Annotated in this window: 7 protein-coding genes; all 7 read right to left on the bottom strand. The window is 48.1% G+C overall.

Annotation, left to right across the window (positions count from 1 at the left end):
- Positions 1 to 55: 55 nt before the first annotated feature.
- Complete coding sequence (locus ACOMHB_RS18505; protein ID WP_448217718.1) at positions 56 to 2,509, bottom strand: hypothetical protein; 2,454 nt, start codon at positions 2,507 to 2,509, stop codon at positions 56 to 58.
- Between the two features lie 234 nt (positions 2,510 to 2,743).
- Positions 2,744 to 5,002: a hypothetical protein gene (locus tag ACOMHB_RS18500; protein ID WP_448217717.1), complete on the bottom strand. Its 2,259-nt coding sequence runs from the start codon at positions 5,000 to 5,002 to the stop codon at positions 2,744 to 2,746.
- Positions 5,003 to 5,044: 42 nt separating this feature from the next.
- Complete coding sequence (locus ACOMHB_RS18495) at positions 5,045 to 7,864, bottom strand: hypothetical protein (protein ID WP_448217716.1); 2,820 nt, start codon at positions 7,862 to 7,864, stop codon at positions 5,045 to 5,047.
- A gap of 7 nt (positions 7,865 to 7,871) precedes the next feature.
- The gene (locus ACOMHB_RS18490) at positions 7,872 to 8,033 is read right to left on the bottom strand and encodes a hypothetical protein (RefSeq protein WP_422134575.1); all 162 of its coding nucleotides are present in this window, start codon (positions 8,031 to 8,033) and stop codon (positions 7,872 to 7,874) included.
- A gap of 15 nt (positions 8,034 to 8,048) precedes the next feature.
- Complete coding sequence (locus ACOMHB_RS18485) at positions 8,049 to 10,679, bottom strand: PABP-interacting PAM2 motif-containing protein (RefSeq protein ID WP_448217715.1); 2,631 nt, start codon at positions 10,677 to 10,679, stop codon at positions 8,049 to 8,051.
- A gap of 188 nt (positions 10,680 to 10,867) precedes the next feature.
- Positions 10,868 to 13,498, bottom strand: a complete 2,631-nt coding sequence (locus ACOMHB_RS18480; RefSeq protein ID WP_448217714.1) for a PABP-interacting PAM2 motif-containing protein — start codon at positions 13,496 to 13,498, stop codon at positions 10,868 to 10,870.
- Between the two features lie 114 nt (positions 13,499 to 13,612).
- Positions 13,613 to 16,234: a hypothetical protein gene (locus ACOMHB_RS18475; protein ID WP_448217713.1), complete on the bottom strand. Its 2,622-nt coding sequence runs from the start codon at positions 16,232 to 16,234 to the stop codon at positions 13,613 to 13,615.
- Positions 16,235 to 16,246 lie beyond the last annotated feature (12 nt).

Genomic DNA, 16,246 nt, shown 5'->3' with positions numbered 1-16,246 from the left:
CTATGCTGCTGACATGTTGGACAGTCATCAGTCATAAAGGTTCAAGGGAGTTTTTTTATTCTTTGGAATTCGACAACTTCTGAAGGGCAGCGGTTTCCCTGTTTCGCCAAAAATGAGTTTTAGCCTTGTATACCCGGCTGGAGTCAAAGGCTCTCGCTCTATCAAACCATTCTTTCCATTCATGCTTATTTTTCCCCAGCATTCTGAGACAGTGCGCTTTTTGCGAAAAAGCTCCCGCAGTCGGTGGGTATTTTTTCAGTGCTGATTCCACAAATTCCAGAGCCTTATGAAGGTTATCTTGTCCTGACTCCGGGGTATCCTGAATGATCTGCTTACAAGCCAGGTTGAAATAATGGACCGAGTTAGCCAGCAAGGTATTGGCACTTTCCGGATAGTGGCTAATCATTTCCATAAATCCTTCTTGCCCGGTAGGTAACTTTAATAGTGTGAGTTCAAATTCAATCGAATGATAGAATTCACAGCCACGCTCAAGCAGTCTTTTAGCCCGTCCAAATTTGCCTGCATTCTCCCAGCAGCGTGCCAGAATCAGGTCAATCTCATGATTGCCAGAGGGCTTGCACAGGCTGTCTTCGTCGTCACCGGGGTGCTTGCCACTCATATTCAGCAGCAGTCTTTCAGTCTGTTCAGGTTTATCCATCACCTCCCAGAGCATCACCAGAGCCAGATCAATATCATGATTTCCACAAGGCTTGCAAAGGATCTCCTCACTGTCATCGGGGTCCTTGCCACTCATGTTAAGCAGCAGTCTTTCAGAGAGGCGATATTTGCCCGAGACCTCCCAGTATTGCACCAGTGTCAGATCAATTTCCAGCTGCCAGCAGGGCTTGCACAGAATCTCTTCACTGGCGCCGGGATGCTTGCGACTCATGTTCAGCAGCAGCTTTTCAGCCAGTTCATATTTGCCCGTCAGCTCCCAAAATCGAACCAGAGCCAGGTCAATTTCACGATTCCCAGAGAGCTTGCACAGTTCTTCCTCGCTGTCACCAGAGCGCTTTCCACTCATGTTCAGCAGTAGCTTTTCAGTTCGTATATATTTGAATTTCCTCTCCCAGACCAGTGCCAGAGAGAGATCAATGTCATGGTGCCCACAGGGCTTGCACAGTGCTACCTCGCTGTCACCTGGGCGCTTTCCGCTCATGTTCAGTAGTAGCTTTTCAGCCAGCTCAAGTTTGTCCATTTCATCCCAGGTTCGCACCAGAGCCATGTCAATGGCACGATGGCCAGTGGGGCTACACAGAATCTCCTCACTGTCATCGGGATGCTTGCGACTCATGTTCAGCAGCAGCCTCTCAGCCCGCTCACGCTTGCCCAACGCCCGCCAGATAAACGTCAGAGCCAGATCAACGTCTTTATGATCAGATGGCCTGCAGAGTATGTCCTCATCGTCATCGGGGCGCTTGCCAATGATGCCGAGCATCAGAAGTTCAGCCTTTTGATGTTTGTCCATCAACTGCCAGAGTCGCATCAGGGCCATGTTGACGGTATCGAGGTGTTTACGAAGTTTTGATGTAGCAGGAGAATAGGGTTTCGACTGCAGGTTTTTGATCAGTTCTTTTTTTATGTTCAGGAACAGTGTTTCAGCCTGAGTGTATTTGCCCATAAGCTGCCACAGTCGGGCATTACTAATATCTGCGACATAATAGCTAGAGGGTTCGCACAGGGCTCTCTCATCGGCATCGCGCCTTTTTCTTCTCAGTCTCAACAGTCGAGTTTCGGCATCAAGGTCTCTTCCAAGTGCTTCTTCACAGAGGCTCAGGCACAGATCAAGGTTATGAATGGTCGAAGCTCCGAACCTGGTAAGTTTTCCATCTAACCTGAGTTTTTCCAGAATAGAGCAGGCTTCCATCTGTTTTTCGCGGGTTTGCTCTTTTAGAGATCTTGCAAGCCCTATGGTTGCTTCCTGCTTGTCGAACCGATTCGGTATGCCATGATTTCCGTTTAATATGGTCCGGAATGCTTTTTCTGCATCTGTGAAATTTTGATTGTTGAGCATTGCGAAAGCGCTATTGATCGCTTTTTTAAGCGCTTCAGGAGGGCAGGTCTTCGCCTCTGGGTGAAACGTCCTGGGAGTAGAGCTCTGGTATGCAGTTGCTGGCCTTGAGGGTCTGTTCGAATGTTGATGACCACCATGGGGAAGTTGCGAATGTGGAATAAACGTTTCAGTGTTCGGATTTAAGGTAGATCTACGCCCTTTTAACGCATCGGCATAGGAACCTGACGCACAATACCGTGATGGCTGAGATGTCTTGGCAGGCTGGCAGACAGATGCCTGCCGACCTGAAATATCTGAGGGATTGGTCGAATGTTGACGAACACCTTCTGGAAGTTGAGTTGGTGGATTGAGAGGTTTAACTTCCCGACTTGAATTAGAAGGACGTTTTTTTGCCGCATCGGCATAGGAAACTGGCGCACAATACTGGGACGATTGCGACGTCGTAGTGCTCGAACTGGCTGGAGCGCTGGCTGTAGGTGATGGCCCGTAACTCATGATGATGTGGATTCCCTGAAAATCTATGCTTAAGTACCTGGCCAGTTGGTTTCGCATATTCTGGCGAGTGGATTTTTTCATCCTTCAAGGCGCAACGACGGGCGCGTAGCCATAGCTACGCAACCAGAGTTGGAACGCAGAAGGATGGAAAAAGCCGCCGTCCAGAATATGCGAAACCAACTGGTTAGGTACTTATTGGACAGTCATCAGTCATAAAGGTTCAAGGATGTTTTTTTATTCTTTGAGATTCGATAACTTCTGAAGGGCAGCGGCCTCCCTGTTTCGCCAAAAATGAGTTTTAGCCCTCTGTGCCCGTCTGAAGTCAAAGGCTCTCGCTCGATCAAACCATTCCTTCCATTCTTGCTCATTTTTCCCCAGCATTCTGAGACAGTGCGCTTTTTGGGAAAAAGCTCCCGCACTCGGTGGGTATTTTTTCAGTGCCGATTCCACAAATTCCAGAGCCTTATGAAGGTTGTCTTGTCCTGACTCCGGGTCATCCTGAATGATCTGTTCACAAGCCAGGCTGAAATAATGGACCGAGTTAGCCAGCAAAGTATTGGCACTTTCCGGATAGCGACTGATCATTTCCATAAATCCTTCTTGCCCGCTAGGTAACTTTAATAGTGAGAGTTCAAATTCAATCGAATGATAGAATTCACAGCCACGCTCAAGCAGTCTTTTAGCCCGTCCAAATTTGCCTGTATTCTCCCAGCAGCGTGCCAGAGTCAGGTCAATCTCATGATTGCCAGAGGGCTTGCACAGGCTGTCTTCGTCGTCACCGGGCTGCTTACCACCCATGTTCAGCAACAGTCTTTCAGTCTGTTCAGGTTTATCCATCATCTCCCAGAGCATCGCCAGCGCCAGATCAACATCATGATTTCCACAAGGCTTGCAAAGGATCTCCTCACTGTCATCGGGGTCCTTGCCACTCATGTTAAGCAGCAGTCTTTCAGAGAGGTGATATTTGCCCGAGATCCCCCAGTGTCGCACCAGTGTCAGATCAATTTCCAGCTGCCAGCAGGGCTTGCACAGGATCTCTTCACTGGCGCCGGGATGCTTGCGACTCATGTTCAACAGCAGCTTTTCAGCCAGTTCATATTTGCCTTTCAGTTCCCAAAATCGAACCAGAGCCAGGTTAATTTCGCGATTCTCAGAGAGCTTGCACAGTGCTTCCTCGCCGTCACCGGGGTGCTTTCCACTCATGTTCAGCAGTAGCTTTTCAGTTCGTATATATTTGTATTTCCTCTGCCAGACTAGTGCCAGAGAGAGATCAATGTCATGATGCCCACAGGGCTTGCACAGTTCTTCCTCGCTGTCACCGGGGCGCTTTCCACTCATGTTCAGCAGTAGCTTTTCAGCCAGCTCAAGTTTGTCCATTTCTTCCCAGGTTCGCACCAGAGCCATGTCAATGGCACGATGGCCAGTGGGGCGACACAGAATCTCCTCACTGTCATCGGGATGCTTGCGACTCATGTTCAGCAGCAGCCTCTCAGCGCGCCCACGCTTGCCCAACCCCCGCCAGATAAACGTCAGAGCCAGATCAACGTCTTTACGATCAGATCGCCTGCAGAGGACGTCCTCATCGTCATTGGGGTGCTTGCCAATGATGCCGAGCATCAGAAGTTCAGCCTTTTGATGTTTGCCCATCAACTGCCAGAGTCGCACCAGGGTCATGTTGACGGTATCGAGGTATTTACGCAGTTTTGATATAGCAGGAGAATAGGGTTTTGACTGCAGGTTTTTAATCAGTTCTGTCTTTAAGTTCAGTAACAATGTTTCAGCCAGAGTGTATTTGCCCATAAGCTGCCACAGTCGTGCATTACTAATATCTGCGGCATAATAGTGAGAAGGTTCGCACAGGACTCTCTCATTGGCATCGCGCATTTTTTTTCTCAGTCTCAACAGTCGGGTTTCGGCATCAAGGTATCTTCCAAGTGCTTCTTCACAGAGGCTCAGGCACAGATCAAGGTGACTAATGGTCGAAGCTCCGAACCTGTTAAGTTTTCCATCTAACCTGAGTTCTTCCAGAATAGAGCAGGCTTCTATCTGTTTTTCGCGGGTTTGCTCATTTAGAGATCTTGCAAGCCCTATGGTTGCTTCCTGCTTGTCGAACCGGTTCGGTATGCCATGTTTGCCGTTTAAGATGGCCCGGAATGCTTTTTCTGCAGCTGTGAAATTTTGATTGTTGAGCATCGCGAAAGCGCTATCGATCGCTTTTTTAAGCGCCTGAGGAGGGCAGGTCTTCGCCTGAAAGGTCCGGGGAGTAGAACTCTGGTATGCAGTTGCTTGCCTTGAGGGTCTGTTCGAATGTTGACGAACACCTTCTGGAAGTTGAGTCGGTGGATTGAGAGGTTTAGCTTGCCGATTTGAGGTAGATGGAGGCTTTTTTGCCGCATCGGCATAGGAAACTGGCGCACAATATTGAGGCGATTGCGATGTCTCAGTGCCCGAACTGGCTGGAGCGCTGGTTGTAGGTGTTGGCCCGTAACTCATAATGATGTAGATTCCTTGAAAATCTATGCTGTTGGACAGTCATCAGTCATAAAGGTTCAAAGAAGTTTTTTTATTCTTTGAGATTGATAACTTCTGAAGGGCAGCGGCTTCCCTGTTTCGCCAAAAATCAGTTTTACTCCTCTGCAATCGGTTGGGGTCAAGGAAGTTGGTTTTTTGGAACCATTGCTTCCATTCTTTCTCGCTGGCACCCATCATTCTGAGACAATGCGCTTTTTGCGAAAAAGCGCCTGCACTCGGGGGGTACTTTTCTAATGCTGATTCAACAAGCTCTAGCGCCTTGTTTAAGTTATCTTTTCCTGACCCCGGGACGTCCTCTGCTATTTGCTCACATGCCAGTCTGAAATAATGGATCGAGCAAGTCAGCAGGGTATTAGCACTCTCCGGATACCTGCTGATCATTGCCAAAAATCCTGCTTGCCCGGCAGATAAGCTCAACAGTGATAATTCACACTCACTCGAAGGGTATAAGTCACAGCAGCGTGTGATCAGTTCTTTAGCCCATTCATATTTGCCAATTCTCTGCCAGTGTCGTACCAGTGTCAGATCTATAACATTATTCCCGCAAGGCATGCACAGATGGTCGTCACTGTCATCGGGGTGCTTGTTACTCATGTTCAGCAATAGCCTTTCGGCCAGATAATGTTTGTCCATTAACTCCCAAAGTCGCGCCAGAGCCAGGTCAATGAAATGATTCCCGCAAGGTTTGCACAGGCTGTCTTCGTTGGCATTGGGGTGCTTGCCACTCATGTTCAGTAACAGTCTTTCAGTCAGGTAATATTTGTCCATTGACTCCCAAAGTCGCGCCAGAGCCAGGTCAATGAGATGATTACCGCAAGGTTTGCAGAGGCTGCCTTCATCGGCATCGGGATGCTTGCCACTCACGTTCAGTAACAGCTTTTCAGTCAGGTAATATTTGTCCATTAACTCCCAGTGTCTCGCCAGGGACAGGTCAACGGCATGATTTCCACAGGGCCTGCACAGTTCTTCCTCACCGGCACAAAAGTACTTACCACTCATGTTCAGCAGCAACTTCTCAGACAGTTGATATTTGCTCGTATTTTGCCAGAGTCGCACCCGAGCCAGGTCGATGTCTTGATTCCCGGAAGGTTTGCACAGGGTGTCTTCATCGGCATTGTCTTCATCGGCATTGTCTTCATCGCCATTGTGCTGCATGCCAATCATATTCAGCAGTAGCCTCTCGGACAGTTTATTTTTACCGATACGTAGCCAGAGTCGCACCCGAGCCATATCAATGTCATGATTTCCTGAAGGCCTGCACAGGCTGTCTTCATCGGCATTGGGATGTAGGCCAATCATGTTCAGTAGCAGCCTTTCAGAGCGTTCATGTTTGCCCATTAGCTGCCCGAGTCGGATCCGGGTCAGGTCAATTTCCTGATTCCCACAAGGTTTGCAAAGGCTGTCTTCACTGGCATCCGGGTGCGTGCCGCACAGGTTAAGGAGCAGTCTTTCAGCCAGTTGATATTTGCCCGCCAGCTCCCAATGTCGCGCCAGAGTGAGGTCGATAATAGGATGCCCAGAGGGCTTGCACAGGCTGTCTTCACTGTCATGAGGATGCTTGTGGCTCATGTTTAGCAGCAGTCTTACAGACAGTTCATGTTTGTCCATATCCTGCCAGAGGCGAACCTGAGCCAGATCAATAATATGATTTCCGGAGGGCTTGCACAGGTAGTCCCAACTCTCATCGGGGTGCTTGCCACAAGTGCTCAGCAGCAGTCTTTCAGCCAGCTTATGTTTGCCCATAATGATCCATAGTCTTGCCAGAGCCAGGTCAATGTTATGATCTCCTGTGGGCCTGCAGAGAATGTGCTCAGTGTCCTCAGGATGCTTTTTGCTCATTTTCAGCAGCAGTCTTTCGGCCTGTTTATGTTTACCCATATCCTGCCAGAGACGCACCAGAGCCAGGTTGATGTCATCATGGGCGGAGGGCTTGCAGAGAATGTCCTCACTGTCATCGGGATGTTTGCCCATCATATCCAGCAGCAGGCTCTCAGACAGTTGGAATTTTTCCAGATGCTGCCAGAGTCGAGCCAGAGTCAAATTTACGGTGTGGAGTTTTCTGCGCAAGTTTTTTACATCATATGGATTCAACAGCAGGCTATTAATCAGCCCTGCTCTCATGTTCAGCAGGAGTTTTTCAGACAGCGAGTATTTGTGTAAATGTTGCCATACCAGGGCCATAGTAATATCTGCGTCAAAATTGCCAGAAAGCGCACACAGGGCATTTTCATTATCATTGAGCCTTTTGTGTCTCAACGTCAAAAGTCGTGCTTCTGCGTTCAGTTGCAAACCAATTTTCTCTTCACAAAGGCTCAGGGTCAGATCAAGGTTATGAATGGTTGAAGCCCCAAATGCATTAAGCGGTCCTTTTGATCTGAGTTGTTTCAGAATATTGCAGGCTTCTATCTGTTTGTTAACCGTTTGCTCTTTTAGCGACCTTGCAAGCCCTATGATTATGTCTTGATAGCCGAACTGACTTTGTATGCCCTGGTTTTCGCTTAAGAGGGTCCGGAATATTTCTTCTGCTTTTATGAAATTTTGTTTTTTTAGTGCTTCGTAAGCGTTATTAACCTTCATTGCAGTTTCTTTGGAATAATTTTTCCTCCTCTGTTTTTGAAACGTCTGAGGAGGAATGTTCTGGCCTGCAGTCGTTTGTGGGTATCTGACAGATAAGGGTGTGTCCGGACTTTGCTTAAACTGTTCAGAGCGTGGAATAAACGGTTCTGCATTCGGATTTAAGGAAGATTTATTCGCTTCAGGCGTTGCTGCCGGAGCGCTGGAACTGACCGCAGTGCCGGTCGTCGGTGTTGGTCCATATGCCATAGAACTATTACATTTTTGTAAAACGGTGCTCCTTGGACAGCAAACGGACATTAAAGTTCATGGTTGTTCGTCTATATTGAGAGCCTGCAAGGTTTGCACTTTCCGGATAGCGGCTCATCATTTCCATAAATCCTTCTTGCCCGGCAGATGGGCTTAAGTTATCAGGCATATCAGGGGTGTCTGTTTACTCTTTGAGATCCCGTAACTTTTGAAGAGCAGAGGATTCTTTGCTTCGCCAAAAATCAGTTTTACTCCTCTGCAATCGGTTGGGTTCAAGGAAGTTGGCTTTTTGGAACCATTGCTTCCATTCTTTCTCGCTGGCACCCATCATTCTGAGACAATGCGCTTTTTGCGAATAAGCGCCTGCACTGGGGGGGTACTTTTCCAATGCTGATTCAACAAGCCCGAGCGCCTTGTTTAGGTTATCTTTTCCTGACCCCGGGACGCCCTCTGTTATTTGCTCACATGCCAGTCTGAAATAATGGATCGAGCAAGTCAGCAGGGTATTAGCATTCTCCGGATACCTGCTGATCATTTCCAAAAATCCTGCTTGCCCGGCAGATAAACTCAACAGTGCTAATTCACACTCACTCGAAGGGTATACATCACAGCAGCGTGTGATCAGTTCTTTAGCCCATTCATATTTGCCGGTTCTCTGCCAGAGTCGAACCAGTGTCTGATCTATAAGATGATTCCCGCAAGGCATGCACAGACGATCGTCACTGTCATCGGGGTGCTTGCTACTCATGTTCAGCAATAGCCTTTCGGCCAGATAATGCTTGTCCATTAACTCCCAAAGTCGCGCCAGAGCCAGGTCAATGGAATGATTCCCGCAAGGTTTGCACAGGCTGCCTTCGTCGGCATCGGGGGGCTTGCCACTCATGTTCAGCAGCAGCCTTTCAGTCAGGTAATCTTTGTCCATGAACTCCCAAAGTCGCGCCAGGGACAGGTCAGTGAGATGATTTCCACAGGGCCTGCAGAGTTCCTCCTCACTGGCACATAAGTACTTACCACTCATGTTCAGCAGCAGCCTCTCAGACAGTTCATATTTGCTCTTGTCTTGCCAGAGTCGCACCCGAGCCAGATCAATCTCATGATTCCCGGAAGGTTTGCACAGGCTGTCTTCATCGGCATCGGGCTGCAGGCCAATCATATTCAGCAGCAGCCTCTCGGACAGTTCATCTTTGCCGATAACTTGCCAGACTCGCACCCGGGCCATATCAATGTCATGATTCCCTGAAGGCCTGCACAGGCTGTCTTCATCGGCATTGGGGTGCAGGCCAATCATATTCAGTAGCAGCCTTTCAGAGCGTTCATGTTTGCCCATTAGCTGCCCGAGTCGCATCCGGGCCAGATCAATTTCCTGATTCCCACAAGGTTTGCAAAGGCTGTCTTCATTGGCATCCGGGTGCGTGCCACACAGGTTAAGCAGCAGTCTTTCAGCCAGTTGATATTTGCCCTCCAGCTCCCAATGTCGCACCAGAGCGATGTCGATAACAGGATGCCCAGTGGGCTTACACAGGCTGTCCTCACTGTCATGAGGATGCTTGTGGCACAGGTTCAGCAGCAGTCTTCCAGACAGTTGATGTTTGTCCATTTCCTGCCAGAGGCGTACCAGAGCCAGATCAATAACATGATGCCCGGAGGGCTTGCACAGGTAGTCCCAACTCTCATCGGGCTGCTTGCCACAAGTGCTCAGCAGCAGTCTTTCAGCCAGCTTATGTTTGCCCATAATTATCCATAATCTTGCCAGAGCCAGGTCAATGTCATGATCCCCAGAGGGCCGGCAGAGAATGTCCTCAGTGTCCTCAGGATGCTTTTTGCTCATTTTCAGCAGCAGTCTTTCAGCCAGCTTATGTTTGCCCATAAATATCCATAATCTTGCCAGAGCCAGGTCAATGTCATGATCCCCAGAGGGCCTGCAGAGAATGACCTCAGTGTCTTCAGGATGCTTTTTGCTCATTTTTAGCAGCAGTGTTTCGGCCTGTTTATGTTGACCCATATCCTGCCAGAGAAACACCAGAGCCAAATTAACGAGATGGAGGTGTCTGTGCAATTTTTGTACATCGTATGGATTCAACAGCAGGCTATTAATCAGCTCTGCTCTTATGTTCAGCAGGAGTTTTTCAGACAGCGAGTATTTGTGTAAATGTTGCCATACCCGGGCCATAGCAATATCTGCGTCAAAATTGCCAGAAAGCACGCACAGGGCATTTTCATTATCATTAAGCCTTTTGTTTCTCAACATCAAAAGTCGTGCTTCCGCGTTCAGTTGCAAACCAATTTTCTCTTCACAAAGGCTCAGGGTCAGATCAAGGTTATGAATGGTTGAAGCTCCAAATGCATTAAGCGGTCCTTTTGATCTGAGTTGATTCAGAATATTGCAGGCTTCTATCTGTTTGTTAACCGTTTGCTCTTTTAGCGACCTTGCAAGCCCTATGATTATGTCTTGATAGCCGAACTGACTTTGTATGCCCTGGTTTTCGCTTAAGAGGGTCCGGAATATTTCTTCTGCTTTTATGAAATCTTGTTTTTTTAGTGTTTCGTAGGCCTTACCAACCTTCATTGCAGTTTCATCGGAATAATCTTTTATCCTCTGTTTTTGAAACGTATGAGGAGCAATGTTCTGGACTGCAGTCGTTTGTGGGTATCTGACAGATAAGGGTACTTGCGGGCCTTGCTTAACCTGTTCAGAGCGTGGAATAAAGGGTTCTGCATTCGGGTTTAAGGAAGATTTACTCGCTTGGGGTGTCGTAAATGTCGGAGCGCTGGAACTGACCGTGGCGCTGTTGGTTGATGTTGGTCCGTATGTCATTGCAATACATCTCTGTAAAACTGTGCTCCTTGGACAGCAAACGGACATTAAAGTTCATGGTTGTTCGTCTATATTGAGAGCCTGCAAGGTATTCGCACTTTTCGGATAGCGGCTCATCATACCCATAAATCATTCTTGTCCGGCAGATAGGCCTGAGTCATCAGGCATAAAGATTCAAGGATGTCTGTTTACTCTTTGAGATTCGATAACTTCTGAAGGGCAGCGGCTTCTTTGCTTCGCCAAAAATCAGTTTTACTCCTCTGCAATCGGTTGGGTTCAAGGAAGTTGGCTTTTTGGAACCATTCCTTCCATTCTTTCTCCCTGGCTCCCACCATTCTGAGACAATGCGCTTTTTGCGAACAAACTCTTGCACTCGGGGGGTACTTTTCCAATGCTGATTCAACAAGCTCGAGCGCCTTGTTTAAGTTATCTTTTCCTGACTCCGGGACGCCCTCTGTTATTTGCTCACATGCCAGCCTGAAATAATGGATCGAGCAAGTCAGCAGGGTATTAGCATTCTCCGGGTGCCTGCTGATCATTTCCAAAAATCCTGCTTGCCCGGCAGATAATCTCAACAGTGCTAATTCACACTCACTCGAAGGGTATACATCACAGCAGCGCGTGATCAGTTCTTTTGCCCATTCATATTTGCCGATTCTCTGCCAGAGTCGTACCAGTGCCAGATCTATATGATGATTCCCGCAAGGCATGCACAGACGATCGTCACTGTCATCGGGGTGCTTGCTACTCATGTTCAGCAATAGCTTTTCGGCCAGATAATTTTTATCCATGAACTCCCAAAGTCGCGCCAGAGCCAGGTCAATGAAATGATTCCCGCAAGGTTTGCACAGGCTGCCTTCGTCGGCATTGGGGTGCTTGCCACTCATGTTCAGTAACAGCCTTTCAGTCAGGTAATCTTTGTCCATGAACTCCCAAAGTCGCGCCAGGGACAGGTCAGTGAGATGATTTCCACAGGGCCTGCAGAGTTCCTCCTCACTGGCACATAAGTACTTACCACTCATGTTCAGCAGCAGCCTCTCAGACAGTTCATATTTGCTCTTATCTTGCCAGAGTCGCACCCGAGCCAGATCAATCTCATGATTCCCGGAAGGTTTGCACAGGCTGTCTTCATCGGCATCGGGCTGCAGGCCAATCATATTCAGCAGCAGCCTCTCGGACAGTTCATCTTTGCCGATAACTTGCCAGACTCGCACCCGGGCCATATCAATGTCATGATTCCCTGAGGGCCTGCACAGGCTGTCTTCATCGGCATTGGGGTGTAGGCCAATCATATTCAGTAGCAGCCTTTCAGAGCGTTCATGTTTGCCCATTAGCTGCCCGAGTCGCATCCGGGCCAGATCAATTTCCTGATTCCCACAAGGTTTGCAAAGGCTGTCTTCACTGGCATCCGGGTGCGTGCCACACAGGTTAAGCAACAGTCTTTCAGCCAGTTGATATTTGCCCTCCAGCTCCCAATGTCGCACCAGAGCGATGTCGATAACAGGATGCCCAGTGGGCTTACACAGGCTGTCTGCACTGTCATGAGGATGCTTGTGGCACATGTTCAGCAGCAGTCTTTCAGACAGTTCATGTTTGTCCATTTCCTGCCAGAGGCGTACCTGAGCCAGATCAATAACATGATGCCCGGTGGGCTTGCACAGGTAGTCCCAACTCTCATCGGGGCGCTTGCCACAAGTGCTCAGCAGCAGTCTTTCAGCCAGCTTATGTTTGCCCATAATTATCCATAATCTTGCCAGAGCCAGGTCAATGTCATGATCCCCAGAGGGCCGACAGAGAATGTCCTCAGTGTCCTCAGGATGCTTTTTGCTCATTTTCAGCAGCAGTCTTTCGGACTGTTTATGTTTCCCCATATCCTGCCAGAGACGCACCAGAGCCAGGTTGATGTCATCATGGGCGGAGGGCTTGCAGAGAATGTCCTCACTGTCATCGGGATGTTTGCCCATCATTTCCAGCAGCAGGCCCTCAGACAGTTGGAATTTTTGCATAAGCTGCCAGAGTCGAACCAGAGCCAAATTTACGAGATGGAGGTGTCTGCGCAATTTTTCTACATCGTATGGATTCAACAACAGGCTATTAATCAGCGCTGCTCTTATGTTCAACAGGAGTTTTTCAGACAGCGACCATTTGTGTAAAAATTGCCATATTCGGGCCATGTTAATGTCTGCGTCAAAATTGCCAGAAATCGCACACAGGGCATTTTCATTATCATTGAGCCTTTTGTTTCTCAACATCAAAAGTCGTGCTTCCGCGTTCAGTGGCAAACCAATTTTCTCTTCACAAAGGCTCAGGGTCAGATCAAGGTCATGAATGGTCGAAGCCCCAAATGCATTAAGCGGTCCTTCTGATCTGAGTTGATTCAGAATATTGCAGGCTTCTATCTGTTTGTTAACCGCTTGCTCTTTTAGCGACCTTGCAAGCCCTATGATTATGTCTTGATAGCCCAACTGACTTTGTATGCCCTGGTTTTCGCTTAAGAGGGTCCGGAATATTTCTTCTGCTTTTATGAAATTTTGTTTTTTTAGTGCTTCGTAAGCGTTATTAACCTTCATTGCAGTTTCTTTGGAATAATTTTTTATCCTCTGTTTTTGAAACGTCTGAGGAGTGATGTTCTGGCCTGCAGTCGTTTGTGGGTATCTGACAGATAAGGGTGTGTCCGGGCTTTGCTTAACCTGTTCAGAGCGTGGAATAAACGGTTCTGCATTCGGGTTTAAGGAAGATTTACTCGCTTGGGGTGTCGTAAATGTCGGAGCGCTGGAACTGACCGTGGCGCTGTTGGTTGATGTTGGTCCGTATGTCATTGCAATACATCTCTGTAAAACTGTGCTCCTTGGACAGCAAACGGACATTAAAGTTCATGTTTGTTCGTCTATATTGAGAGCCTGCAAGGTTCGCACTTTCCGGATAGCGACTCATCATGTCCATAAATCCTTCTTGCCCGGCAGGCTGGCCTGAGTCATCAGGCATAAAGGTTCAAAAATGTCTGTTTGCTCTTTGAGATCCCATAACTTTTGAAGAGCAGCGGATTCTTTGCTTCGCCAAAAATCAGTTTTACTCTTTTGTAATCGGTTGGGGTCAAGGAGGTTGGCTTTTTGGAACCATTCCTTCCATTCTTTCTCGCTGGCACCCATCATTCTGAGACAATGCGCTTTTTGCGAACAAGCGCCTGCACTTGGGGGGAACTTTGCCAATGCAGATTCAACAAGCTCGATCGCCTTGTTTAAGTTATCTTTTCCTAAACCCGGGACGTCCTCTGTTATTTGCTCACATGCCAGTCTGAAATAATGGATCGATTTAGCCAGCAGGGTATTAGCGCTCTCCGGATAACTGCTGGTCATTTCGAAAAATCCTGCTTCTCCGGCACATAAGCTCAACATTGCTAATTCACACTCACTCGAGTGGTATAAATCATAGCAGCGAGTGATCAGTACTTTAGCCCATTCATATCTGCCTGTTTTTTGCCAGAGTCGAACCATTGCCAGGTCAACGTTACGATTCCCACAAGGCATGCACAGACGATCCTCACTGTCGAAGGGGTGCTTGTTACTCATGTTCAGCAAGAGTCTTTCAGACAGATACAGTTTGTCTGTTTCCTCCCAGTGTCGCGTTATAGTCATGTCTAGTTCCAGATTTCCACAGGGGCTGCATCGTTCTTCCTCACTGGCATAGAGGTGAGTACCTCTCATGTTCAGCAGCAGGCTTTCAGCTATTTTATTTTTTCCCGTTATCTTCCAGAGTCGAACCAGGGCCAGATCAACTTCACGATTCCCGGAAGGCGTGCAGAGCCTGTCTTCATCGGCATTAGGGTGCTTGTGACTTATGTTCAGCAGCAGCCTCTCAGACAGTTCATATTTGTTCATATTTTGCCAGATTCGTGCCTGACACACGTCAATGTTATGATTCCCGGAAGGCGAGCAAAGGGTGTCTTCATCGGCATTGGGGGGCTTGCCTCTCATATTCAGGGTCAGTCTCTCAGACCATTCATATTTGCCCATCAGCTGCCAGAGTCGCATACGGGTGAGGTCAATTTCCTGATTCTCACCAGGTGTGCAAAGGGTGTCTTCACTGGCATTTGGGTCTATACCACACATGTTTAGCAGCAGTCTTTCAGAGCGGTTATATTTGCCCGCCAGCTCCCAATGTCGTGCCAGAGTGATGTCGATAACATGATTTCCAATGGGCTTGCACAGGGTGTCTTCGCTGTCATCGGGATGCTTGTGGCTCATGTTCAGCAGCAGTCTTTCAGACAGTTCATGTTTGTCCATATCCTGCCATAGACGCAGCAGAGCCAGATCAATGACATGCTGCCCACATGGCCTGCAAAGGATGTCCGAACTCATACCAAGGTGCTTGCCACTCATATTCAGCAGCAGTCTCTCAGCCCGATCATATCTACCCATCTTCTGCCAAAGCCGCACCAGAGCCAGATCAATTTTACGATGATCAGAGGGGGTGCACATAATCTCCTCACTGGCATAAGGAGGCTTGTTGCTCAGGCTCAGCAGCAGTCTTTCAGATTGATAATTTTTGTCCATCAGGTTCCAGAGTCTTGCCAGCGCCAGTTTAATGTCATGATGACAGGGACGGTGCAGGAACTCCTCACTGCCATTGGCGGCTTCACCCATTATGCTCAACAGCAGACCTTCAGCCCATTGATTTTTGCCTCTCTCCTGCCAGAATATTGCCAGAGTCATATTAACTGTATGGAGGTTTTTATGCAGTTTTTGTAAGGCGTAAGCGGATCGGACCGACTGTAAATTAATAGTCAACACTGATCGCATGTTGAGCAGCAATGTTTCAGTCAGTGTGTGTTTTTCCATAACCTGCCACAGCTTGCTATTAGACATATCAGCGTCAAAATTGTCAGAAGGCTGACAAAGGCTCGTCTCATCAGCATCGGGGTTTATGTTTCTCAGTCTCAAAAGTCGTGCTTCAGCATCAGGGTACCTTCCAAGTGCCATTTCACATTGACTCAGGGTCAGATCAAGGCTTTTAATGGTCGAAGCCCTGAGCGTGGTGAGCTTTCCTTTCAACCTGAGTTTTTCCAGAAGGTCGCAGGCTTCTCTCTTTTTTTCATAAGTTTGCTCTTTTAGCGATCTTGCAAGCCCTATGGTTGTGTTCTGCTCTTCTAACAGGGTCAGCTTGCCCTGGTTTTCGTTTAAGATGGCCCGGAATGTTGCTTCTGCATTTATGAAGTCCTTATCTTTTAATGTATCGAAACCGCTACTGATCTTTTCTTTAATCGCTTGTTGAGTCGCTTCAGGGCGAGAGCTATTTGCTCTTTGGCCAAACCTCCGGGGAGTAGACGTTGGGTATTCAGTGGCTTGTCGGTGCCCGATATCTGGAGGTGTGTTCGTACATTCCTGAACACCTTGAGCACGTGGCACAAACGGTCGAGCTTCCGGGTTTAAGTCAGATTTACGCTTTGGTGCAGTATCGGTACTTGAACCTGACGAATAATACTGTGATGGTTGCGATGTCGTAGTGGTACTCGAACTGGCGGCGGCATGGGTTGTTGTTGGTAATCCGTAACTCATAGCAATAGAACA

The sequence above is a fragment of the Endozoicomonas sp. 2B-B genome (genome assembly GCF_053470045.1).
This window is presented reverse-complemented; position numbering and strand designations above follow the sequence as displayed.

What these genes read in the sequence shown, in the direction of transcription:
- ACOMHB_RS18505 (WP_448217718.1), bottom strand. Translation starts at nt 2,509, where the DNA reads ATGAGTTACGGGCCATCACCTACAGCCAGCGCTCCAGCCAGTTCGAGC.
- ACOMHB_RS18500 (WP_448217717.1), bottom strand. Translation starts at nt 5,002, where the DNA reads ATGAGTTACGGGCCAACACCTACAACCAGCGCTCCAGCCAGTTCGGGC.
- ACOMHB_RS18495 (WP_448217716.1), bottom strand. Translation starts at nt 7,864, where the DNA reads ATGGCATATGGACCAACACCGACGACCGGCACTGCGGTCAGTTCCAGC.
- ACOMHB_RS18490 (WP_422134575.1), bottom strand. Translation starts at nt 8,033, where the DNA reads ATGCCTGATAACTTAAGCCCATCTGCCGGGCAAGAAGGATTTATGGAA.
- ACOMHB_RS18485 (WP_448217715.1), bottom strand. Translation starts at nt 10,679, where the DNA reads ATGACATACGGACCAACATCAACCAACAGCGCCACGGTCAGTTCCAGC.
- ACOMHB_RS18480 (WP_448217714.1), bottom strand. Translation starts at nt 13,498, where the DNA reads ATGACATACGGACCAACATCAACCAACAGCGCCACGGTCAGTTCCAGC.
- ACOMHB_RS18475 (WP_448217713.1), bottom strand. Translation starts at nt 16,234, where the DNA reads ATGAGTTACGGATTACCAACAACAACCCATGCCGCCGCCAGTTCGAGT.